The sequence below is a fragment of the Blautia hominis genome (genome assembly GCA_002270465.1).
In the GTDB taxonomy this organism is placed as follows: Bacteria; Bacillota; Clostridia; order Lachnospirales; family Lachnospiraceae; genus Blautia; species Blautia hominis.
Genome location: NQOF01000003.1, coordinates 300714 through 323862, shown reverse-complemented (window position 1 = coordinate 323862; position 23149 = coordinate 300714). Strand labels below are relative to the sequence as shown.

Sequence of the window (23149 nt, the reverse complement as noted above, 5' to 3'; positions counted from 1 at the left end):
TAGGCGGCGGCGCTGTATGTAATCACCAGTAACGATCAATCTTGTATGGTAAGCCCTGCCGCATCAATATCTTCCTGAGTAATAAGACCTTCGTCCAGTTTCGCTTTTACCCTGTCCTCGAAGCTGTAATTGTTTACAATCTCCATAAAGGAGTCATAATCAATTCCGTTCATAGCCAATAATTCTTCATCCGAATAGCACAGATTATCAATAAAACAGGTCGTATACAGCTCATACTCCTCCGGGAGAATCTGGAAAGGTGCAACATTGTCAATCCAGGGGACATTTCCGTCTTCATCCTGAACCGGAGTTCCGGCAATTGCATTCTCCAGAAGGATAGTGGAGTAAATCCCTGACACCCAGCTGTCCCCCGCAAGATATACAAGCGGACTCTCTTCGTTGCACAGTGCATCCAGCGCCTCTGTCTCCAGTCCTGCGCTGATCACTTTCGTATCCGCGCCTTTTCCCTCCAATGCTGTACAGGCATTTAATCCGTAATCCGAACTTGTACCGTATATAAAGTCCACTTCCCCTGTGGCAGTCAGGGCATCCTGTACCTGTCCCACACTTTCATCCAAATTATCGGCGTGCAGTTCCTCTTTCACTTCTCCGCCTGCAGCTTCAAATACTTCCCTGAACCCTTCAATCCTTGGAGTGTCTGAGGAGTCACCTGCTGCGGAAGAGGTAATGATACAGGATTTCCAGCCCTGCTCGATAGCATATTCTGCACACCCTTTTCCTAATGCGTTGTCATTTGGTGCGGAGCATCCCGCAAAATAAGCATTTTCCCGCAGGGTATCTATGATTTCCTGATTAGATGGAACCTTATCATTTAGTACAAAAGGAACCTGCGCATCGGCACACATTTTCGCTACTGTTGGATATAGAGACTCTGCCGGAAGCCAGATAACCAATCCGTCACATCCTGAGGAGATCATATTTTCAACATCCTGAATGATCTTCTCCACAGAGAACTCATCATCCAGTGCCATGGATTCCTGCCCATATGCCTTGATCACACTTTCCGTATTATTGGCCAGCATCCCAAGCGCGTACGGTCCGCTGCCAAAAATGTTATAACCAATGGTTACCTCTGAACTGTTTTCTTCTTTTGATGCTGTTTTTTCATCTTCCTTCGGCGCGGAATCACTACCACACCCAGCACATAAACCCGCTGCCATCACTACGGACAACGCAAATGCTAATACTTTTTTTCTCATGTTTTTTCTCCCCCATCAGAATTTTATCTCATGCCCTTCTGCTGCTGATCTATATATGTTATCTAATATTTTCGTTACCATAAACGCCTGTTCCGGCTTTACCAGAGGCTCTCCGTCATTGATAATAGCATCCAGCCACTGTGCGCATTCAATCTCCTCCTCTTTATCAGAGGAGCCTGAGAAGAATGCAATAGTACCGCCCGGAGACAAAGATTCCTCTGTCAGTTGTCCATGGGATGTCTTGTTGAAAATAAGCTGGTAATCTCCATCCTGGCTCATTCCGCCTATGATTTCTGCACCCGCTTTCGTTCCGCATAAGGTAGTGGATGCCTCTCTGTTCTCCCTCAGGTTGATGGCCCATGCAGATTCAAGGAAAATGACTGCCCCATTTTTCATTTTGATATATCCGAAAGCGGAATCCTCCACTTCAAACTTTTCCGGGTCCCATGCGCCGAACATATTTCCCTCTGTGGCTGCTTTCAAATGTCCAAGCTTTTCAAAAACAGTTCCTGTCACGCTCTCCACATCATAGTTGTCCATCATCCACAGGGTAATATCCAATGCATGAGTGCCGATATCGATCAGCGGACCACCGCCCTGTTTAGACTTGTCAGGAAATACTCCCCAGGTAGGCACTGCCCTCCTTCTGATCGCATGGGCTTTTGCGAAATAGATCTCACCCAAATCCCCTGCCGCACATGCCTTGTGGAGCATCTGCGTATCCTTTCTGAACCGGTTCTGGTAACCTATAGTGAACTTTTTACCGGATTTTTTCCATGCGTCCATCATCTTCTGGGCATCTTCGGTTGTTGCCGCCATAGGTTTCTCACACAAAACATGCTTGCCAGCCTCAAATGCCGCTACTGTCACAGGACAATGGGCCACGTTGGGGGTGCACACATGAACCACGTCAATCTCTTTATCTTTCAGCATTTCTTTATAGTCTGTATAAACCTTCGCATTCGCTGTTCCGAACTCTTCTGCTGCTTTTTTGGCACGCTCCTCAATAATGTCACAGAAAGCGATCATCTCACATCTGTCACTTTGTGATCTCAGAGACGGAAAATGTTTCTGATTGGCAATTCCACCACACCCAATGACTGCAACTTTCAATTTTTTCATTTCTATTTCCTCCTAACTCATTTGTTAAGAGAATTATACCTTCCTATAGTTCAAAATTCTTCTTGTGATTTTATTGCTTGTTGTGATATATTTGATGTAAATAGGAAATCTTAGTCAATATTTCAGAAACACATCAAATTTTTGCATCACATTTTTATTTTTCCATGACAAGGGGGAATTATTTTCATGAAAAAACAGGGGGCTACCATTTATGATGTTGCGAGAGAAGCAGGAGTTTCTGCCGCCACCGCCTCACGGGTCATCAACCATCCTGAACAGGTAACACATAAAACTCAAAAGAAGGTTCTGGCAGCTATAGAAGCACTGGCCTTTGATACGGAAAAAAAGAAGGAAGTCTCTGCCCAGCAGTCTTCCACCGGTTTTCGACGCAAAAAAAATGAGCAACAGCTCTTCATTCTCTCTGTTCCTCATCTCTCTAATGTATTCTTTTTAGATATCATGGACGGCGCGCAGACCGCCGCACAAAAAAACGGACATCACTTATTGATCAATAATACCCCTATCCGCAGCTCGAATTCGGATTTATTTCTTTCACTGCTAAAGTCCCACGGCGCTGCCGGTATTATTACTACCGAAACCATTCCATCCCCTGAACTGGAAAAACTCACATCTCTTTTCCCGGTTGTCCAGTGTAGTGAATATAATGAGGAGATGGACCAGATCTCTTATGTTTCCATCAATGATATGGATACTGCTTATCGGGCCACCAAGTATTTTACTGAAAATGGATACCGCCATATCGGGATGCTCACCACAGAAGCGCCATTCGGCTTCACCATCCGCAGAAACCGTGGCTATCAAAAAGCACTCAGTGAGGCACATGTCCCCTTTTATCCGGGTCTTGTGTCTTGTTTTCCCGACATGGATCTGGAACGCTCCATATACCAGGCGGAAATATATCTGCGAAGCTGTAAACCGGATGCTCTGGTCTGTATCTCTGACATATATGCCGCAGCTGCAGTCAAAGCCGCAGAACGGCTTCATATTCGTGTACCGGAACAGTTGTCCATAATTGGGATTGATGATATCCCCATTGCCACGTCCTCTTCGCCTTCTATCAGCAGTATGCGCCAGCCCCGTTATGAACTGGGCTATACCGCGTTTGAATATCTTCTTGAGGAATACGAGAATCCCTTTACACCAAAGCGCCGCACATTTTTGGAAACGGAATTGATCTTAAGGGAATCCACACTTCCTGTTAAAAACAATATGTGAGCTGAATATACTGTATTTCATTGGCATTCAGCACTGACTCAAAGTTCAAAACAGAATCTGTGACCCGGCACTCCCACATATTTACTTTTGGAATTGATATCTGACGTAGATATTCTACGTCAGTTACCGTCAGGCTGTTAAATTTCCCCAGCCGTATCCATTCATCCAGCGCACTTCCTTCCAACACATTGATTTTTTCAACCCTGACTCTATAAGAACCATTTCTAACATTCTTTATCTGACAGCTGATTTCTTTTTCCTTCAGATCATCAAAATACTGCTCCATCTCCTGGATATTGATCTCATTTTCCGGTATTGTATAGTATTTATAACTAGGCTGTTTATAATTATGCGCAGCAATAAAATAATTATCTTTACCATTGGAAGTCACCAGCGTATTCTCTGTCTTTCCAATCATATATTTTCCCATATGGTTCATGAACTCATATGCAAAACAGGATGGCTTCTTTATTCCGTCTCTTGATAAAAGCCCCACCCCGCCGTTTAATATACCCGTTGTGTCACTATGCTGTGAGAAGATATCTGAGCCAAGCCAATATCCCAGCATATCAGCCTTTCCCATATTGTCCATGATGTTTTTCATAACGTAGGCGCCTTTATAGCAGCTGTCATTCATGGGGTTACGGTTCGATACTGTCATGCTCCATTCTGTAACATGAAGCTCTTTCACATGCATTCCTATGCGTGTTAAGATATCCCGTACAGTCTCGATCTGTTCCCTTAAATAATCCGGATTCTGTGAACGCCTCCGGTCAATTGCCTGTCCTGCATCTCCGGTCTTATAGGGGTAAGAATAGATCGTTATAAAATCAGGATACATCATTCTTTTCTTCCATTGTACCAAAAGGTTTTCAACAATGGGTTCGTCATAAGAGCGGTGAATACTGCCTCCCCCAATCTGAATATTGGGAGACACAGATTTTACAGCTTGATATGCAGTCTCAAACAATTCAAAATAACCCTGAAAATTGTTATCCGTTAATCTTGTATCCTTCCACTGTTCAAATTTCCATTTTTCCACCTCTTCAATTCCATAGCGGTTCGCATAATGTTTCAGAAACGCCCGTAAAAAAGCATCATATTCCTCTGCTGACTGAAACAGGATCTCCCGCTCCTTTGAAACAAGAAACCCATCCAATGATTCCACCAGCATTAGAGGCTTAAATCCCAATTCTATGTATGGATAAATTCCGTTTTGGTGCAGGAAATCAAACACCTTATCCATTGTACCAAAATTATACGATTCCCCGTGCTCCGCTATATTCAAATGGAGGGCTTCCCCATAGATATCCCAGAATCTCACATATTCAAAATGAAGTTTTTCTTTCAGGAAGACTACGTGCTGCTGAGAATCGGACAGGAGCAAATCACTCATGTATCCGATATTGATCAATTTATTCCAGTATTTATTATAAACACTCTGCTCATATGCATCCGCAAATACATACTGGATCTCCTGTTCCGCACCTTCGGGAATTCTATGCTGCTCCTCCTGATTTTTTAAATAAGACCTTGCTTTTTTGGAAATCTGCGCATTTTTCGCCACATCATTCCCTGCCTTCTCATGATCATGTTTTTCTCTTTCCCGAAACTCCATGGGCGTCATGTCATATATTTTCTTAAAAGCCTTATTAAATGCCGTAATGTTGGGAAATCCATTATCCATGGCAATGTGCGTCATTTTTTTATCTGTTCCCCGCACTTCTTCCACTGCGTGATACAGCCGGATATTATTTACATAATCCGTAAAGTTCATTCCCAGACGGTCTTTAATATATTTTGACAGGTATGTGGTTGACAGAAACAATTGGTCTGCCAAATCATTCAAGCTTATCTCATTATGATAGTTGGAATATACATAGTTAACAATTCGGTTCAATCTGTCCTGTTCTGCACTCTTACGGCTGCTGAACCGTTCATCATCCCCATAAACAACACATGAATTCAGTAGGATATCCAGCAGCTCGTAATAAAATGTAGTTAAATGAACCTGTCCGGTCCCTGACTTGGCAAAGTAACAGTTGATCATTTTAGTGAGACTATCTCTGATCTTTTTGTCTGTATCATGCTTCACAGCATTGGAATCGCACATAAAAATTACACGGTTCATATCAATATAAAAATTTAGTATATTAAAATTAATGTGAAGACATATATATAGTACATCCTCTTCAGCCTCAAATGCATGTCTGCGATTTGCATTGACAACAAAATAACTGCCTGTGTCCAATGCAATTTCACCTTCGTCTAAAAATAAAGTACCTTTTCCTTCCAGCAGGAAAAACAATTCTACATTTTGATGAAAATGCATCTGTACTTTTTTATTATCGTAAAATTCAAAATCCATGACAGCATGTTCAGGAACAAAAAAATTCTTCATGTATTATCTCCTCAGGGCGGTCCGACCCCTAATACTTCTTTTTCTAAATTATCGATTACTCAATAGGAACCGCATCATGATCGTTAAACCGATCCCTCAAGTTCTTTTTCGATCAAGTAAATAGCGATTTCAAAAGCAGCTATTCTCCTTTTGGCCAATGTAATTTGAGATTTATATCTATCCGGCTTTTCTTTCGCCTCCAAAGTTTTTACGGTTTCTCTTAATTTGTGCAGTGTTGATTCAATTTGCCGTTTGGCTTCTGTCAGATCTTCTCTTCTATAATCCATATGTTTATCTCCTGACTCCTGTTATCTCAATTTTAAAATAGCAATTTCACTATTACTTTTTACGATAATGACATTCAGGGAATTCAGCGCCTCCAGCTAGTGTTCTTTGTAAGTGAAAACGGCCTCACAAATGAATCTTCAGACACACTCTAGTATATCTGAGGTTCCTAAACCGCAATAGTGATGAATGTCATGATTTTCCCATCCCGTAATCTGAAAGGAGATTGCAAATTTTTTATTACCATTTTAATCACATTATACACCAGGTCGATTTATTGTAAAGTAAAAAGCAAGCCTTTACACTGGCCTGCTTTATCACAATTGCATAGAACTTGTCAACTCCATAAGCCACATAGCTTATTAAAGTACGCCATTCTCTGAATAAATCAGGACATCCTGCTTCACAGGATATCTTCCTTTTGCAGGAATCATATCCATAGCTCTATCCCATATTAAACATTTATGCTCTATATGTATGAATAATTGTTGCATGTGGATGTCTATGCAAATTTCTTTTATTACAGTACATACTCATATAACTTATAATACGTCCATCCAGTATCTTCATAAAACATTTTTAAAGTGTGCAAATAATGAAATCCCAAGCTGGTGTACAGCCTCTCAGCAGGCATATTTCCATTGAGTACATCTAACCTTATTACCTTTTGGTGATTTCTTTTTGCAACTGCAAATGCTTCGTGGACCATCTGTTTCGCATACCCCTTCCCTTTACTTTTAGGATGAACGCCGAGTGCATGAATGACGGTCACTTCCGTGTTAGCCGCTTTCGTCGGCCAATCAAATTCTTGATATCCATCGTTACACTGATGATCCAATACCATTGCCGCAACAATCCTATTCTCCTCTGTTCCGATAAATAAATTGCCCTCCGTAATAGAATCTTTCAGAAACTCAGGCGATGGATAGATGTCTTTTTTCCAGCCGATATCAAATTCCGAATCTTGTGTTTCTTCTATTAATTCATGATAAAAATCTCTAACCATGGGATATTCTGTTATTGTGGCAGTGCGTATATCCATATTACTTCCTCCGCAAATTGTATTTTAAATGTATTATATCACATAGAAACAAAAAACACGCGACAAATAAAAAGGATATATTCCGGCATTGCCCCCCTGAGACTTCCTATTTTATACACTTAAAGGTATCTTTTCGGTTGCTCTTCCACTCATGAATGAGGTCACTTCCCTTGCAGGCGGTAACGCAAGAAAGAATCCCCAGCCAAGTCATCGCTTTATCTGGGGATTCTTTTTGCTCAGAAACAAGTGAATATCATAATAACAAATAAGCACAACAGGATTTTACTAAAGATTTTCTGCCGGCACAAACCAGACATCTATGCCTTTTACTTTCAAAACATAGAACCGCCCGGAAAACCAGAACATCCCCCGGTAACAATCCCATCCGAAAGCCTCTCCTCATCTTAAACGACTGTACAGGAGGTCCGCAGTTATATTCCTGGTAAGTTCACAATGCATATCCCCACTTTTACTGATCCTGGTTTCCGGACAGCCGCCGCAACAGGTATACTTGCAAAAACAGTCAGCGCATTCGGGATAGTTATCCACGCTCATGGATTTGCTATGGCTGTCACAATAGCAGATCTCCTCTTGTTCAAAAAGGAACTGCCCTGTGCTGAATCGGCTTTTTTCTTCTACCTGTGCACAACTGGTTATCAAACCGTCAGGCGAGATGATCATCAGGCTGCCCTGTGCCGCCCCACAAAAAAACAAACGTGGGGATAAATGACTGGTCTCCGGCGTGAGCAGACGAATGCCCAGTTCCTTTGCCCTGCTATAGGCCTCATAAATGCCGCACGTATACGCTTCAGGATCCGGCGGCGTCAGGGTAGTATGACTGCCATGCCCCACTGTCAGCATGGGCGAAACGATCACAGTACACCCCGGAAATTCCCCCGCAAAAAAATCCACAATGCGGTCTATATGTACGAGGGATTGGGCCGTGACCGTGGCACGAAAACAGACCGTGCAATCGGATTTATGTAATTGCTCAGCATTGCGCATGACCCTGTCAAAGGATGCATGCCCATTGGCCCTGGGCCGCTGTTGATTTTGAATATCTTCCGGGCCGTCTATGGATACGGTAACATTGGCAAAATTCTGTATGATAAACTTGCTCAACTCCGGATTTGGATAGTTGACATTGGTTGTCATGGACATACGCGCCACCATACGGTGTTGTCCCGCATAGTCTCTTAAATATTCTACAGCGTAGCGAAACAGCTCCTCATTAAGGGTAGGTTCCCCACCACCGTAAAACGTCACCGGTATTATGGGAAATGTTTCAGACTGCACTTTTTTCTTCACGATGGCTTGCACAATAGAGCGTACCTGATCTTTGCTCATAAGTGGCGCGGGTGCCCGGTCAGTGGAGAGATAGCAGTAACGGCATCCCAGATTACAACCATCCGTTAAATTAATGCAGAAAGTAGGAAAAGCGCTGGGCTTCGGACAAAACATCAACCATTCATCGGCAGAGGCAGGAAGCATACCCAAAAGCCGCTCGTCAAGCGCATCCGGAATTGCCTGCAGGCCAGCCGACAGTTCTTCAGGCAGCAATGCCACACGCTGAGCGGCTGGGATATACACCAATTGATGTGCCCAATCTCGGGTTGAAAGAAAAAAGACCTCAATTTCTCTGGCATTGGGATCTTGTGTAGGCATAGTAAGTTTCCGCGAACAAATACGATTCATCCATCTATCTCCTTCAGTTGTGTAAAGGCATCCCTGTCAATCCGCACATGGAATCGGGTACATAGCCGCAGGACAAAGGCTGTAGGGTGCTGCTCTCTTGACAGTTCATACCGCAGCAGACGCTCCCGTTTTCCTGTCTCCTGGTCATAGAATCCCTCCGGTACCGAGCCCACCATGCGAAAACCGCAGACATCGTTGATCCTTTGAATCGTACGATGGCATTCCGCAGTCTTTGTCACAATGGTCTGGATGCCGGGTTTGATTGAAAAAATCTGATCCAGCAGACAAGCATAGCAGGCAAGTCCCATTCCACGGTCGGAAAAAGCAGGAGCAACGCCTCCCATTATTTCAGCCGTGCTGCCCTGTACACTGACACAGACATATGCTGCCCAGACATCGTTCCCTTGCTCCACCACCAAATGGATAGTGTTGCTTGACTGCTTCCGGGTATATACATAATAAAGATCTGTAAAAATAGAAGGGATGCCCATGCGGGTTGGAATGGTACATAGATTGTGCCACGTTTTGTCCCTTAGGCATTCCAGCAAGAAGTCCACATGACGGTTATTACCGCAGTCATACAGGTGCGCAGCCAAATCAATCATCTGTTTTCACTCTTTTCTTAAAAAGGTCAATCCGGACAGGTTATTTTAGTTAATTAACATGTACAGAACAGGTATTTTTGCCACAAGAGCCGGAAGATGGAATCAGACGCGGATCGATCTCTCCCTTAGCGAAATAGTCTCTGATCTCCTCCTCGGACACATCGATATGCTCTTGTTTTGCCAATGAAACAACATCATCAATCGTTTTTGTTGCCTGCAGTTTTTTCAAAAGTTCTTCATCGCTGAGAATCTGGTCAATAGCTTTATTAATTTTACTCATATAATAATCTCCTTTGTCTGTCCGGATTGAGTGCATTGTGTGGGTACTACTTTTGACTTTTACATTATATAATAGACCACCACTATGCGCATGGGCCAAAACAGCCTATTTCTAAAAACGGATATTCAGAAGATCTGACTTCCCATGGATATTCAGCTTGCTATAGATCTTGTTCAGCGTATTTTTTACGGTAGCAGGGGAAATAACCAGCCTTTCAGCAATTTCCCGCGTAGAAAGCCGTTCTTTGGCAAGCAGGGCAATCTCCCGTTCTCTTGAAGTCAAAGGGGAGTACCCAAAAAGTTCAGCCCGCACCGCTGCAGTACCGGAAACAAACCGCCTGCCCAAGGCGCGTACCCGCTCCAGAGCAGTCTCATCCTTGCATGAAAGTGCAGGGTCCTCCAAAACTCCAGACAGATTCGTGTAATATTCCGCGATGGGCAAATAGACCTCATCGGGAAACGCGTGGGTCAGCGCAAGTTGTACACGCTCTCGCGCCATGACCCGGGAGCCGTCTTCCTCATAACAGGCTGCCTGCTCCAACCAAATATAGAGCATGGGCAGCAGATGGTGCCGGGCTTTGCTTTCCTGAAGAAAGACTTCCGCTGCCCCTGCAAATTCATCCCGTTTATGCCGGCGCAGCCACCTCAAAGCGATGATATAGGCAAAGGGAATGCTGACCGGATAGAGCTGCTGACCGATCGCATCCTTACGGAATAACCACTGGGGAATCTTCTCTTCTATATCCAGCAAAAAATAAACATAGCCCAGACAGACCTCTGCGACGGTCACACAGCGAAACTCTTTCCCCTCAAAAGCATGCCGCTCAATGGCTTTTACCGCGGCAGAGAAACACTCCGCATCTCCTCGCAGCAGTGCCCGCCGGGCAGTTAAGGTCAGAGCGCAAAAATAGATGCTGTCCTGGCCGTGTTCGGCAGCAATAAATTTTGCCTGACTGGAGAAAGTTTTACAACCCTCTTCATCTCCGGAGAGAAGATGTGCCTCTGCGAGCATCACCTCCGGCGCACCAAGTCCTTTTCCGCCTCCAATGACCGCATACCGGGGGACTCCCTCTTTGACCAACCGAATCGTTTTCGCAAGCTCTCCCGATTCCCGCCAGAACATATACACCACGCTGGGAACTCCAAAAGTCCATGAGTCATTTGTCAGATAAAAATCGCTCGGATCATCCAACAATCCATATACTGCAGCATGGTGGCGGCACATACCAGCCACATCGTTAAACGCCTGAAAAGATGCGACCAACTCAAGTGCCGCTTCCACTGATTTCTGCTGGCTGCCCCCCGGAAACTCCCGAAGCTGCATCATCCGGGCGATGGCCGTCCTGGCCAATGTGATTTTTCCATTGAGGCTAGCTTTGATGGCCGAACCAAGCAAAAGCTGCCATTTATCAGCCAACAGCTCTACGGAACACCGAAAAAGCAGGGCATTCAACCGGTCCGTTTTCGTGCGCACCAGCTCAGCAAGCTGCAGACTGTTCAGTGTCACGCCAAGAGCTGCCTCATCATTTCCAGACAGGATAAAAAACAGGACTGCCTCCACGTTTTTCCCCTGTACCGAACAAGCATCACCCGCTCGGTCCCACATCATTTTTCGGAAATCAGCATCCCGCGCCAACATCTTTGCGGATAAGTATTCTTTCAAAAGCCCATGCAATATGTACTCTGCTCCCTCCCGGTGAACAAGCGGATTGCGCCGCACAATGGTCCACAAGGCATCAGGCACTGTTTTTTGTCCTGAAATGCGGGCTGCCTGGGCTTCTGTAAATGTATCCAGCAGTGACAGCCCCAGGAAAAAACACCGCTGGCTGTCATCTAATGCTCCCCAAAAGGACCGTTCCATCAGTTCATCAATCCCCACCTGTTCACTCAGTCTGCCGCTTTCCATATATTGTGAAAGATGGAGCCGCAGAGCAGCCACCCACCCTCCTGTCAATTCATACAGCCGCGCTGCTTCCCTCGCACAGATCCCCACGCCATTCTTTTCAAATAGCTTCCGGATATCTTCTGTTTGAAAGTTGAACACATCCTGAAAGATCTGACCAATATGCGGGTTTGAAACAGTACTGACTTTTTCCGTACATAAGGGCTGTGTCAGGACGACCAAGTGCAGCCTCCTGCAGTGATGCGCTGCCAACGCATCCAGCAAACGGGAGGGCGCCGGAAACTCTGCCAATTGATAGTTATCAACCACCAAAATCGTTTCCTTATCACAGGATAAACCATCCATCAGGAGCGCGATACTGCCCAGGTTGTCCAGCGTAGGAGAAGTGATCTTAGACAAAAAATCACCTGTATATGGATCCGCAAAAGACAGCAGCGTGCAAATTCCGGACCATGCACGTTCCGGCGGCTCCCCGAAACAGGTATACCAATGGCAAACCGTATCTTGCCGGAGCTTATCCAGAAAGCAGGAAACCGCCGTTGTCTTGCCAAAACCCGACCCTGCCGTAATCAACGTCAATGGGTAAGATAATATAGATTTTAGTGCGGTTTTTAAACGAGGAGGAAAGAAAAAAGTATTGGTTGGAATCGTTTTCAATGGTTTTTCGCCTCCTTCACTGCCATATATTATATTAATTGTAACATAATCATCCATTATTTGGAAGAAACCGTTAATGTTAGCGGCTTCCTTTGGATTCAACATGAGGGACAACACTCTTTCCATCGAATAAATCCTTCTCATGGCGCCAGGTGGATCACGAGATTTTTACTCCACAAGAATGTGAAGACTTTTCAACCTTAAAATTCCTCTAAATGTTGCTTTACTGTCTTATTTATAAAATGTTCTATTTCATCAAATGGAAGCAAAAAACGGAGTGCCATCTCTTGATACAAAAATTTTTTTGCTTTTTTCATATATTCTGTCTCAAAATCATCATACCTCCTATCCTCCATTCTTAGGTAAACACTTTTTATTATCTTAACCCATTCCACATCATCATATTTTTTCATAGAAAGCTCATATAGTTCTTTTCGTGCTTTTCCATTAGGTGCTTGAATCGTCTGGATATAAGGCATTCTTTCCATCAGCTCTGTAAGTTCTTCTTTTGTGCTGATTTCACGTATAATACCAACTTTGACATCCTGCTTTTTTACTATTCCACTTTCTGTAATTACATAGATAGTTTCCATGATTCACCTCCGTCATAAGCCTTCATCCTTTTTGCAACTCCTTTCATAGATCATCCGGAATCGCATCAAAATTTTCTTCCGCCACAGTAACATCTGCCATCATATTTCCACTATCATCCGTTTCCAAATGATAATGTTTTCTGACCCTTTTCTCAACCTCTATCATAAAATCAGGGTGCTCCTTCAGATACTCTTTAGATGCTTCTCTGCCTTGTGCCAACTTCATTCCCTCATAGGAATACCACGAACCGCTTTTGTTTATGACATTAATTTCAGTGGCCAAATCCAGTATATCTCCCTCTTTTGATATGCCTGTGCCATACATAATATCAAATTCGGCCTCTTTAAAAGGCGATGCAATTTTATTCTTCACAATCTTTACCCTGGTTCTGTTACCTACACGTTCTCCACCCATCTTGATCTGATCAATTCTTCTTACATCTATTCTGACAGAGGCGTAAAATTTCAATGCACGTCCACCAGTTGTCACTTCCGGATTTCCAAACATAATACCGATTTTTTCACGAAGCTGGTTAATAAATATAACAATGCACTTTGATCTACTTACTACCGGTGTCAATTTTCTTAATGCTTGTGACATCAAACGTGCCTGCAATCCAATATGTGTATCCCCCATTTCCCCATCAATTTCTGCCTTGGGAACTAACGCAGCTACAGAATCTATGATGATAATATCTATCGCATTAGAACGCACCAGTGTCTCTGCAATCTCTAATGCCTGTTCCCCCGTATCGGGCTGCGCAATATACAGCTCATCAATATTTACACCGATATTTTGTGCATACTTTGGATCAAGTGCATGTTCTGCATCAATAAAAGCTGCTATCCCCTCTCTTTTCTGTATTTCTGCTGCCATATGCAGGGATACCGTTGTTTTACCACTTGATTCGGGTCCATATACCTCAACTACTCTGCCTTTCGGTATCCCACCAAGCCCTAATGCAATATCCATACTTAATGCCCCTGTAGGTACTACTTCCACATTCCCCAACGCATTCGGTTCTCCCAAACGCATTACTGCGCCTTTTCCAAAATCCTTTTCGATCTTTAGTATGGCTGCATCTAATGCCTTTTTCTTATTTTCATCCACCATTTGTCCTTCTTTCTGTTATAAAGAGGCAACTGGTTTCCCCTCTCCTACTGCCTCGTCAACCTCATCCATGGTCTTATAATAACTTCGTGCAAAAAAAAATAGCAGCCGAAATGTTGGCTATCGCATTTCGGCTACCACCTATTTAATGTACTGATTTAGTATATCATATAATCTTTCTTTTCGTAATATGTGAGTATTACTAAAAATATGCATTCACATATATACGCATAATTACTAATTATTTGGTACCAAAACAAAGAATTCCCACATCATACGCAGCCAATCTTAGTAGGGAAAATCCTCCTTACCCGACAGAAACGATCCCTATCTGCTTCCTTTTTCATGCCGGAATCTGAGGAATAAGTAATAGCAAATCCCCCGAAGTCGTCAACGGCTTTTGCCGGATGATCACGCTTATTACTGAACTCGGAAATGTTATATGACTCACACACAGAGGTACTGTTATTCCGCAAAAATGCATAAAAATATATTATATACATATGAGCAAAACGACAAAAATAAAATAAAAACTTACAAAAAATAATTTAAAGAGTTAAAATATAGATATAAAAGATATGGAGGTATGATATGAGAAGAATTCAATCAGCGTGTATTATACAGACTATGCATTTTCTTTTGAAGGAGGATTTGGAACATGGATATGCAGTAAGAGCAGTTGAAGAGGAAGTGAAGAAATACAAGGAACATCTGGAAGGAAATCATTCAAAATATAAAATTCTCTCAGAAGAAAAACAGACAGATGGTTCGGTTATTCTTGAGATAAAGAAACAATATAACTCGTCTCCAGTAGGAAATTATTTAGATTAATTTTTTGTTGACAATATCAGAAAAAGTTTGTTAAAATTAAGCAATCAAACAGCGGACAGCGTAGAATTTTGATCTTTCTACGCTGTTTTTTTGTTTGTCATTTTCTGTTTGCTTGTCTCAAATAAAAGGTTCATAAGATCAAATAAAAGTGGAGGTCATGTAAAATAGACAAAAGGTAAAACTGCGTTATCTGAGAAAGTGTATCGTCAATATTCATCAATATTTTTACTATTTTTAGGAGGAATGATTAAAATGGATTACTATATGAAATTACCACGTAATAAAAAAGAATTTGCTATATTTATGGGGATCATCTCTATTATCTCTGTAAATATCATTGCCCCGCTCATCACCTGTTTTGAAGCAGGGTTTCATCTTTATGTCTGGCAGGATGTACTAACAGTGCTTCCTTTTATCTGGCTGAGTGTGATTGTGATCGTTCTGCTCACGTATATTCCGGCAGAAAAAATGACAGCTTGGATCGTTGCAAAGGGTGACAGCTTCCGTTCTCATATCGTTGTGAATATATTATGTACGGTACTGATGATGTCAGTTTTACTGACCGTAATCGGAACGTGGATCGGGACACGCTCTATTACTTTAGAACCGATACACATGTTTTTCTACAAATGGCCTAGAAATTTTGCCATATCCTTGTTTGTGGAAATGTGTATCGCACAGCCGATTGCAAGATTTGTTCTTTTGCAACTGCATACACGACTTGATGCAAAAAGGGTATTAAATAACGAATATAATGAGATAAACTGAAACAATAGATGATATTAAAATTTCTCAGATAAGCAAGATAGATGTAAGAAACAAGAAAAGGTCAGGAAGAAAACTATGCAGGAAAGGAAAATTTATATATCTGATGTCACATCTGCGGTAGAATTGGTACGATTTTTTAGCTCTACTTCTTATGACGCAGATTTAGACGCAGATAATACAAGAACTGATATTAAGTCCATATTAGGAGTGTTGGCAAACAATGTAGGAAAACATTCGATTTTAAAACTCTATAATGCACCGATAAACGAGGATTTGGAAAACTTTTTAGCAAATTACAGAAGTGAGGTAACCAAATATGCCGTACGAGATTGAAAAAAATTGTATGCATTGTTTATACCAGAAAAAGAAGCGTTGTATATTGGATGAATGTTTTTTAGAAATAGAATTGCGAAATGAAAAGGCGAGGAAAATATCTACTGCCCGCGAAATAATCAAAAGACGTAAAAGAATACGACATTGAGATTTCCTTGCCAATTTAAAGCCCGATTGCTATTATTATCTTTTAGAAGGGCTTGATCGTGAAACTATTGATAGAGCAAGAGGTTGGGCGCTATGGAAAGCACTGATCACCTGTACTGATCCAAACCCAGCAGTAGCCCAAAACGCCCACCATACATTGAAAGAAATTTTATATGAATTTGATAAAACATCTCGGAGGGATAGCATTATGAATACACCAACATTAGAAACAGAACGCTTAATTTTGAGAAAGTTTACGGAAGCAGATATGGAAGCTCTTTTCCTCATTCTTAAAGATGAGGAAGTTAATAAATTTTTGCCCTGGTATCCTATGAAAGATCTTGAGGAAACCAGAAAATTCTATGAGGAAAGATATTCTGTAATATATGAGCAGCCGCAAGCATACGCTTATGCTATTTGCCTTAAAAGTGACAATTTCCCTATCGGCTATATTAAAGTTGATATGGAAGAGCATCACGATTTTGGCTATGGGCTTCGCAAAGAATTTTGGCATAAGGGGATTGTTACAGAAGCGGGAAAAGCTGTTGTGGAGCAAGTAAAAAAAGATGGGCTTCCTTATATCACAGCAACCCATGACAGAAATAATCCAAGAAGCGGAACGGTTATGCAAAAAGTGGGTATGAAATATTGCTACTCGTATGAAGAACAGTGGCAGCCGAAAAATATCCCTGTGATTTTCAGAATGTATCAATTAAATTTTAATGGCGATGAAAATTTTATTTATAAAAAGTATTGGAATATGTATGAAAACCATTTTGTTGAAGAACTTTAATTTTGTTGAAGAACTTTAAATTGGTTTCGTCATATAAATCTCGGTTTGCATAGTATATTAGCTCAAAAACTCTCAAACCGCCTAAGTGATCCAGACGTGGTGATGTGGCTCTCAGCCATACGCCATGCCAGTTTTTCCGGCAACGGGCCGGTTCACTCTGACGGTGGGGGCGAACTTGCCAGCCCCATAAAAGCCCCCGTATAGAGTGACACTTACCAGTCGAAAAAGGATCATGCGGAAATGTGAAGAAACTGATCGTCAGTGTACAGGATGAAACAAAAGAAATACAATACTTTTTATCAATTAAGTCGAACTCTGGGAAAGATGATAAAAATCGAAAGTCCCTTTCCCCATTGTGATTCTGCTTCCAGCTGTAAATTAAGATCATCCGCCATCTTTTTTGTAAGATACAGTCCCATGCCGGTGGCTTTCTTCCCGCCGTCGGTGGAGTCACCGGTAAAACCCTTCTGAAAGATATAGGGCAGATCATAACTCTTGACCCCCATACCGTTATCGGCAATGATCAGAATATCTGCCGCCGTGGATTGCTGCAGGGATACGGTGAGCCGAGGATCATCACCGCTGTATTTTATGGCGTTGCTGATGATTTGTCCCAACATGAATTGAAGACCTCGCCGGTCTGTATAAACGGTTTCCGATTGCAGGAGGTTTTCAACAAGAAACTGCTTTTCTTCCAGGAGAGGCGCATAATCATCCATGATTTCTTCTAATACGCTTTGAAGATGAACCGCCTCAAACCGGTAATCTTTTGTACTGCTCCCTAACCGGGCATAGTAGAGTATTTGGGTAATGTCCTCCTGAAACTGGCTTCGCACATATTCTAATTTGGCTTGCAAAGAAGGAGAAAGCTCATCGGCCCGATTATCCAAGATCATGGTGAGCAGAGATAGCGGTGTCTTGGTTTCATGTGCCCATCCCTCCACATATTCCTCATAATCTCGAAGAGATTCCTCCATCTTCTGAATCCTTCTCTGCTTTTCCTGCAAGATAGAAACCAGCAGATAAAGCTGTTCCCGTTCTTGCTGGCTCACTGCCCCCAGAAGCTTCTCCGTATTCACCACGTCCGGCTCCGTAAGAAAAGCCCGAAAGAATGCCTGTTTGTGCTGCTCTTTGAAGTAAAAAACCATCACGGTTGCTGAAAAAAGTACAAGGCTTGTAAGCAAAATGAGCCCGATCAGAAATTGAAATGCCCGCGCATCGCAAAGCCAGAGGAGCAATGTGGAAAAGACATCTATTATCAGCAGCAAAAGAAGCCACGGGGCATATCGTTTTAAGATTTTCCAGAACTGTCTCATGGTGTGCCCTCCGTTTCCAGCCGGTAGCCCAACCCACGGACAGCCACCACTTTCTGCTTCATGTCTAAATTCGCCATGGTCTTTTTAAGACGCGTCAAATTAACCTGGAGTGCGTTTTCGTCAATGAACTCCGTGGTATCCCAGAGCGCCCTGCATAGCTGCTCAGAAGTCACCAAATTGTTTCCTCCCGCAAGCAATGCTTCCATAAGCTTTCCTTGATTCTTGGGAAGTACCACGGAAGTGTTGTTTATATATAAAGTATAAGTCCCACGATCCAGCAGGAACCCCTGCCCTTCCAAAAGATTGGAGCGGCCTTCGTATCGTTTCAGTATATTGGCGATTCTGGCCAGGAGCCGCTCTTTACGGCAGGGCTTTGTCAGATATTCGTCCGCCCCAAGCCGGAGGGCATGTAATTCGTCGGCCATCTGGTCTCTGGAAGTCAAAACAAGAACAGGAATGGGGGTTTTCTGCTTGAGATTCCGGCAAATCTGAAAACCACTGATTTCAGGCAGATTGAGATCCAGGATCACAAGATCAGGAGTGATAGCTGTCAACTGCTCTTCGGCATTTTCAAATGCAGTTATTTCCAAAACGGAGTATCCTGCCTTCTCCAGCATACTGCAAAGTTCTTCACGCATATAGACTTCATCTTCTACAACTGCAATTCTCTTCATGACAGCCCTCCTTGGTCACTCTTCTCTCTGCGGCTGCATCAGCGTCAGCAAGTACCGGTCGCTGGAACGCTTAATAACGGTCATGTATATATATTCTACCACACACAGCAGAAAAATCATAGCGGCAGACACCACAAGCATTTCCCTTTGTGTTCCCTGTAACAGGGAGGAAAGCAATCCCGTAAACAATGCCTTGACCCCAAAGATACTGCTGATCGCCGCCACAAAGACGGGCAGCCCTACAAACCAGCCGATCTGTTTCCGGGCAGATAAACAAATATCCTTATAAGTAGCACCAAGATGTACCAGCGTCTGATATCTGCGGCCTGTCTGCTGTTGATTCATCAGGAACTGAACACCCATGATGGTATTGGCAACCACCAGAAAGATGATGGCCAAATAGATGGTAATATAACTGGCTGCTACCACATAGAATAACTGCCGCCCTATATTTTGCAGATAGCTTTCATATACAATTCCCATATCCTGAAGGCCAATTCCATCCAGTCGGGCGTTCATGTCAGATATTGCGTTCATCAGACTGCCGCCCCTGGTAGCGTCCCGGCTCATAATGCCGTTGATATAGACCTCATAGTCTCCATTTGTATATTGCAAAAACTGCTCGTCAGGCAAGATCAGAGCAAAAGACAAGGTGATAGAACGGTCTGTCACCAAATCAACAGACTGGATATCCCCGGTCAGATACACAGGATTTCCGTCCAGTATGGTCTCCGGATGGCTGGATATGATCTTATTGAGCATGGCCATTCTGGACACATTCGTGAATTCAGTATCCTGATAGACGGCAGCCTCATTCTCCGCCAGTGTCAGTGCAGGCTTACCGGCGGCCTTCAGCAAATCGTTATAATCTGACAAACAGATAAGCTCTGGATAGTCGTCATAGCTCAGATTGTTCAGAAGAATATCCCGGTCCTCCGACTGTGTAAGGTTACGCAGGGACTCCATAACAGAATCCATCTGAAACACATTGTCATAATCCTTTGTAGTTTGGACGTATCCTATCCGCATATCAAAAAGCTGGGAGAATTGACTTTCAAGATCATTTTCCTTTAGTACGGTTTGTAAATGAGGAAGGGCATCCTGTGGCTCTTCCGTGTTATCCTCTTGAAAAGTATAATCCAACACATGATCCCCCCCTTGCTGATTGGCGCTTGCAATTGAGATGCCGGCGCCAAAGCAGCACAGCGCTGCCAAGATCAGCAGAGAACTGATGGCCATGGCGGTAGACTGGTGAATGACATTTTCCTGGATCTGACGGAATGAAAATACATGAAGCTTTCGATTTGCTTTTCCCGCTTTCACCAGTAAAGCGATCACTGCCCGCATCCCGTAGAACAGAAGAATGGTTCCCAACAGACCCAGGAGCATGGTGAGGAGCATCATATCTGCTGCGTACCAAGCTATCCCCTGAATGGCCATGGTATAGGCGGCTGCCAGCATTATGACACCTAAGACTGTGCAAATCCCATAGACAAATGCCCGTTTTTGCTTTTTTTCATTCCCGGAGGAATGAGCCAAAAGAGTGCCAATCTCCTGACGGCTGATCTTACCGCTGAGGATCAAAAACGCTGTCAGCTTAATGGCCAGAAATCCCGCAACGGTAAAGCAAACAGCAGACAGAGAAAATGTGAACTGATGTCCGATGATCCCCATACCAACAAGTTTGGCAGTCACAAGACTGATGAGTTCAGAAAGCAGCACCGCAACCGGAAGTCCAATGACCAGAGCCAAGATACTGCTCAAAAGATCCTCCGCAAGAAGCATGATAAAGAGCTTGCTTCTGCGCATCCCCATCATCAGATAGACGCCAAACTCTTTTCTGCGGCGTTCCAGCTGATATTTACAGGCAAAATAGCTCAGAAAAAAAAGGATTCCCAATGTCATCACATAGAAAACAGGAATCATCAGCAGCAGCCGGCTTACCGCATCACTCTCCATTTTCGCAAGAAATATCATCACATCCTGCTTGGAGAGGGAGAGGATTATATAAAAAGCCACAATGGAAATGACCAAAGAGCTGAAAAACAGCCCGTTTTCTTTGCGGTTGCGTCTGCTATTCCTAAGTATCAGATTAGAGAACATTGCAGCTACCTCCTCCCAACTGAGCCATGACTTTTAGGATACGCTGGTAGAAATCCTGCTGGCTTTCGTCGCCACGGCGAAGTTCATGAAAGATAACTCCATCTTGGATGAACAAGATTCGTTTGCAAAAGCTGGCTGCGTTGGAATCATGGGTCACCATCAAAATAGTGGCCTGTTCGTCCTGATTCAGACCGGAGAGTTTCTCCATAATATTCTTCGCATTTTTACTGTCCAATGCGCCTGTAGGTTCATCCGCAAGAATCAGTTTAGGGTGAAGGATCATAGCCCTGGCTGCTGCCACACGCTGACACTGGCCGCCGGACATCTGCATAGGAAATTTATCCAGTACATCCGTAATTTCCAGATATTCTGCCAGTTGCTTCAGACGCAGATGACTCTCTTTCTCTGTTACATTGTGGAGCGAAGTAGGCAGCAAAATATTCTCCCGGCCGGTGAGATTGTCCAGCAGTTCAAAATTCTGAAACAGGTAACCCACGGTTTTCCCCCGGTATTCCGCCAGTGCCCTGCCATTCATGGACTGCAAATCCCTGCCATCCATCACGATACTGCCGCCGGTGGGTTTGATCACCGTTGCAATGCAGTTAAGCAGCGTGGACTTTCCGGAGCCACTGCTTCCCATGATCCCCAGAAATTCTCCGGGCATCGCCTGAAAGGTGATGCCATCCAGCGCCTTGGTTTGGTTGGGCACAATACCATATATTTTTGTTAGATTTTCGATATTCAAAATCGGTTCCATGAGATACCTCCTGTATTTTTCTGGCAGTGTCCATTTTATATCTCTAAAGTCGGCTCAGCCTCAAGGCTGTTTTACACTACCATTTTCTGCTCAAATGATAGCACAGCTTGATGAAAAAATACACTTACAGTTACTGTAATAATGTGTTCTGAAAACTAAGCCTGATGCACCAGCTAATATAAAAAGGAAAAAATCTCAAAATTTATTAAGATAATATAATAAAATCCTTCCAAAATCTGTTATCGGATGGTAGGCTCTCCATTTTATGGCGTTCGTTTTCGTGGGTGTGATGGTCGGTGTCTTTGTGGTCTTCATATCAAAACGCCTTGTTTTGGTGTATAATCAGTTAAAAAAGAGGATTTTCAACCACTAACGTGTATTGAAGATCCTCTTTGCTATTCAGACTGTATTTTCACAGTCTCTTTTTATCTTTGTATTACCTTGCTTGATTTCTGTTTCTTTTTCTACCGCATCGTATAACTGCCGCAAAGCTCAATAGAGATATACAGATGCCTGCTGCCGGGAGAAACAGGTTTGTCCTGTCTCCAGTTTTTACAGGATTGGATTTAGAAGCTGTACCGTTTGTTTTACCGGATGACGTCTGTTGGTTGTTGCTACTGCTTACCTGCTTTTTCCCCTTTTCTGTATTATTCTGATCATTATCGGCCTTATTATCTTTTTCTGTATTGTCCTGATCATTATCCGGCTTATTATCCTTTTCTGTATCATTTGGGTTATTATCAGGCTCCTGTACCGGGGTATTACTGTCTTTTTCTTCTACAGTCACTTTGAATTCGGAAGGCTCCAGAGCAATCGTTCCATTGCTGCCTGCTAATTCTTCCGGATTAACCGAAAAATCTATGGAATCTCCTGCCTTTACATCCTGTGAAACCTCAAATGTCATATCCAGTAAGCTCCCTTCGCCGGAGATTGTCCCAGAAGACGCAAATGCCACTACAATCTCTCCCTCTGTTTTATTTCCTGTGAGACAGTCATTAATTTCACACAGGGCGCCTGGCAGCGCATCCCCGGCACTGTTTTCGATTAATACAGCCTTGCTACTGTCGTACTGAATCCGCAGTTTTCCGTTGGTCACATCCTGTCCGCCTGTAATACGGCAGGCAACCTCTATCTGGCCGCTGCCTTCCTGGACTCTGTCTGCCTCTATTGTGATTTCTGTCCCTTCTGCCGCCAGAACCGGTATGGATTGCAGAAGCATAGATAAACTTACACATAAAATCGCTGCCAGTTTCTTTCTCTTACTCATATGATTACCTG

General features: G+C 43.3%; 21 protein-coding genes. 5 read left to right on the top strand and 16 right to left on the bottom strand.

Annotated features, from left to right (window positions below):
- Positions 1-35 precede the first annotated feature (35 nt).
- On the bottom strand, positions 36-1220 hold the full coding sequence (locus tag CI595_RS12105; protein WP_095173521.1) for a sugar ABC transporter substrate-binding protein: 1185 nt from the start codon (positions 1218-1220) through the stop codon (positions 36-38).
- A 15-nt stretch (positions 1221-1235) separates the two neighbouring features.
- Positions 1236-2342 (bottom strand): Gfo/Idh/MocA family protein, encoded by a 1107-nt coding sequence (locus CI595_RS12100; protein WP_187144019.1) that lies wholly within the window; start codon positions 2340-2342, stop codon positions 1236-1238.
- Between the two features lie 186 nt (positions 2343-2528).
- Between CI595_RS12100 and CI595_RS12095 the strand changes: the two genes are divergently transcribed.
- Positions 2529-3578 (top strand): LacI family DNA-binding transcriptional regulator, encoded by a 1050-nt coding sequence (locus CI595_RS12095; RefSeq protein ID WP_095173519.1) that lies wholly within the window; start codon positions 2529-2531, stop codon positions 3576-3578.
- Here the strand turns inward: CI595_RS12095 and CI595_RS12090 are convergent.
- From CI595_RS12090 to recA, 9 genes are all read right to left on the bottom strand, one after another.
- Entirely contained in the window at positions 3562-5979 is a 2418-nt protein-coding gene (locus tag CI595_RS12090) for a GH39 family glycosyl hydrolase (protein ID WP_095173518.1), read from the bottom strand. The two genes, CI595_RS12095 and CI595_RS12090, sit on opposite strands and share 17 nt — an antisense overlap.
- An 83-nt stretch (positions 5980-6062) precedes the next feature.
- On the bottom strand, positions 6063-6266 hold the full coding sequence (locus CI595_RS12085) for a hypothetical protein (protein ID WP_095173517.1): 204 nt from the start codon (positions 6264-6266) through the stop codon (positions 6063-6065).
- 518 nt (positions 6267-6784) lie between these two features.
- Complete coding sequence (locus CI595_RS12080; RefSeq protein ID WP_095173516.1) at positions 6785-7306, bottom strand: GNAT family N-acetyltransferase; 522 nt, start codon at positions 7304-7306, stop codon at positions 6785-6787.
- 399 nt (positions 7307-7705) lie between these two features.
- Positions 7706-9001 (bottom strand): radical SAM/SPASM domain-containing protein, encoded by a 1296-nt coding sequence (locus tag CI595_RS12075; RefSeq protein ID WP_095173515.1) that lies wholly within the window; start codon positions 8999-9001, stop codon positions 7706-7708.
- Complete coding sequence (locus tag CI595_RS12070; RefSeq protein ID WP_095173514.1) at positions 8998-9606, bottom strand: GNAT family protein; 609 nt, start codon at positions 9604-9606, stop codon at positions 8998-9000. The genes CI595_RS12075 and CI595_RS12070 overlap by 4 nt, the downstream gene beginning before the upstream one ends.
- A 49-nt stretch (positions 9607-9655) precedes the next feature.
- Positions 9656-9886: a Nif11-like leader peptide family natural product precursor gene (locus CI595_RS12065; RefSeq protein WP_095173513.1), complete on the bottom strand. Its 231-nt coding sequence runs from the start codon at positions 9884-9886 to the stop codon at positions 9656-9658.
- 111 nt (positions 9887-9997) lie between these two features.
- Entirely contained in the window at positions 9998-12187 is a 2190-nt protein-coding gene (locus CI595_RS12060) for a LuxR C-terminal-related transcriptional regulator (protein WP_162291868.1), read from the bottom strand.
- A gap of 458 nt (positions 12188-12645) precedes the next feature.
- The gene (locus tag CI595_RS12055; protein WP_095173511.1) at positions 12646-13038 is read right to left on the bottom strand and encodes a hypothetical protein; all 393 of its coding nucleotides are present in this window, start codon (positions 13036-13038) and stop codon (positions 12646-12648) included.
- 43 nt (positions 13039-13081) lie between these two features.
- Positions 13082-14152: a recombinase RecA gene (gene recA, locus CI595_RS12050; protein WP_095173510.1), complete on the bottom strand. Its 1071-nt coding sequence runs from the start codon at positions 14150-14152 to the stop codon at positions 13082-13084.
- Between the two features lie 588 nt (positions 14153-14740).
- Between recA and CI595_RS12045 the strand changes: the two genes are divergently transcribed.
- The 4 genes from CI595_RS12045 to CI595_RS12030 all read left to right on the top strand — a co-directional run bounded on the left by CI595_RS12045 (position 14741) and on the right by CI595_RS12030 (position 17021).
- Positions 14741-14980 (top strand): hypothetical protein, encoded by a 240-nt coding sequence (locus CI595_RS12045; RefSeq protein WP_095173509.1) that lies wholly within the window; start codon positions 14741-14743, stop codon positions 14978-14980.
- 243 nt (positions 14981-15223) lie between these two features.
- Complete coding sequence (locus CI595_RS12040) at positions 15224-15748, top strand: hypothetical protein (RefSeq protein WP_330397275.1); 525 nt, start codon at positions 15224-15226, stop codon at positions 15746-15748.
- Between the two features lie 75 nt (positions 15749-15823).
- Positions 15824-16081 (top strand): hypothetical protein, encoded by a 258-nt coding sequence (locus CI595_RS12035; protein ID WP_095173507.1) that lies wholly within the window; start codon positions 15824-15826, stop codon positions 16079-16081.
- A 355-nt stretch (positions 16082-16436) separates the two neighbouring features.
- Positions 16437-17021, top strand: coding sequence for a GNAT family N-acetyltransferase (locus CI595_RS12030; protein WP_095173506.1), 585 nt, complete (start codon positions 16437-16439; stop codon positions 17019-17021).
- A 299-nt stretch (positions 17022-17320) separates the two neighbouring features.
- On the opposite strand, the gene CI595_RS12025 is transcribed toward CI595_RS12030, so the two are convergent.
- The 5 genes from CI595_RS12025 to CI595_RS12005 form a co-directional block, all read right to left on the bottom strand.
- Positions 17321-18337 carry a sensor histidine kinase gene (locus CI595_RS12025; RefSeq protein ID WP_095173505.1) on the bottom strand — a complete coding sequence of 339 codons (1017 nt, stop codon included), beginning with the start codon at positions 18335-18337 and terminating at the stop codon, positions 17321-17323.
- On the bottom strand, positions 18334-19011 hold the full coding sequence (locus CI595_RS12020; RefSeq protein ID WP_095173504.1) for a response regulator transcription factor: 678 nt from the start codon (positions 19009-19011) through the stop codon (positions 18334-18336). The genes CI595_RS12025 and CI595_RS12020 overlap by 4 nt, the downstream gene beginning before the upstream one ends.
- 15 nt (positions 19012-19026) lie before the next feature.
- The gene (locus CI595_RS12015) at positions 19027-21114 is read right to left on the bottom strand and encodes an ABC transporter permease (RefSeq protein WP_095173503.1); all 2088 of its coding nucleotides are present in this window, start codon (positions 21112-21114) and stop codon (positions 19027-19029) included.
- Positions 21104-21871 carry an ABC transporter ATP-binding protein gene (locus CI595_RS12010; protein ID WP_095173502.1) on the bottom strand — a complete coding sequence of 256 codons (768 nt, stop codon included), beginning with the start codon at positions 21869-21871 and terminating at the stop codon, positions 21104-21106. Before CI595_RS12010 ends, CI595_RS12015 begins: the two co-directional genes overlap by 11 nt.
- 436 nt (positions 21872-22307) lie before the next feature.
- Positions 22308-23138, bottom strand: a complete 831-nt coding sequence (locus tag CI595_RS12005; RefSeq protein ID WP_095173501.1) for an LPXTG cell wall anchor domain-containing protein — start codon at positions 23136-23138, stop codon at positions 22308-22310.
- Positions 23139-23149 lie beyond the last annotated feature (11 nt).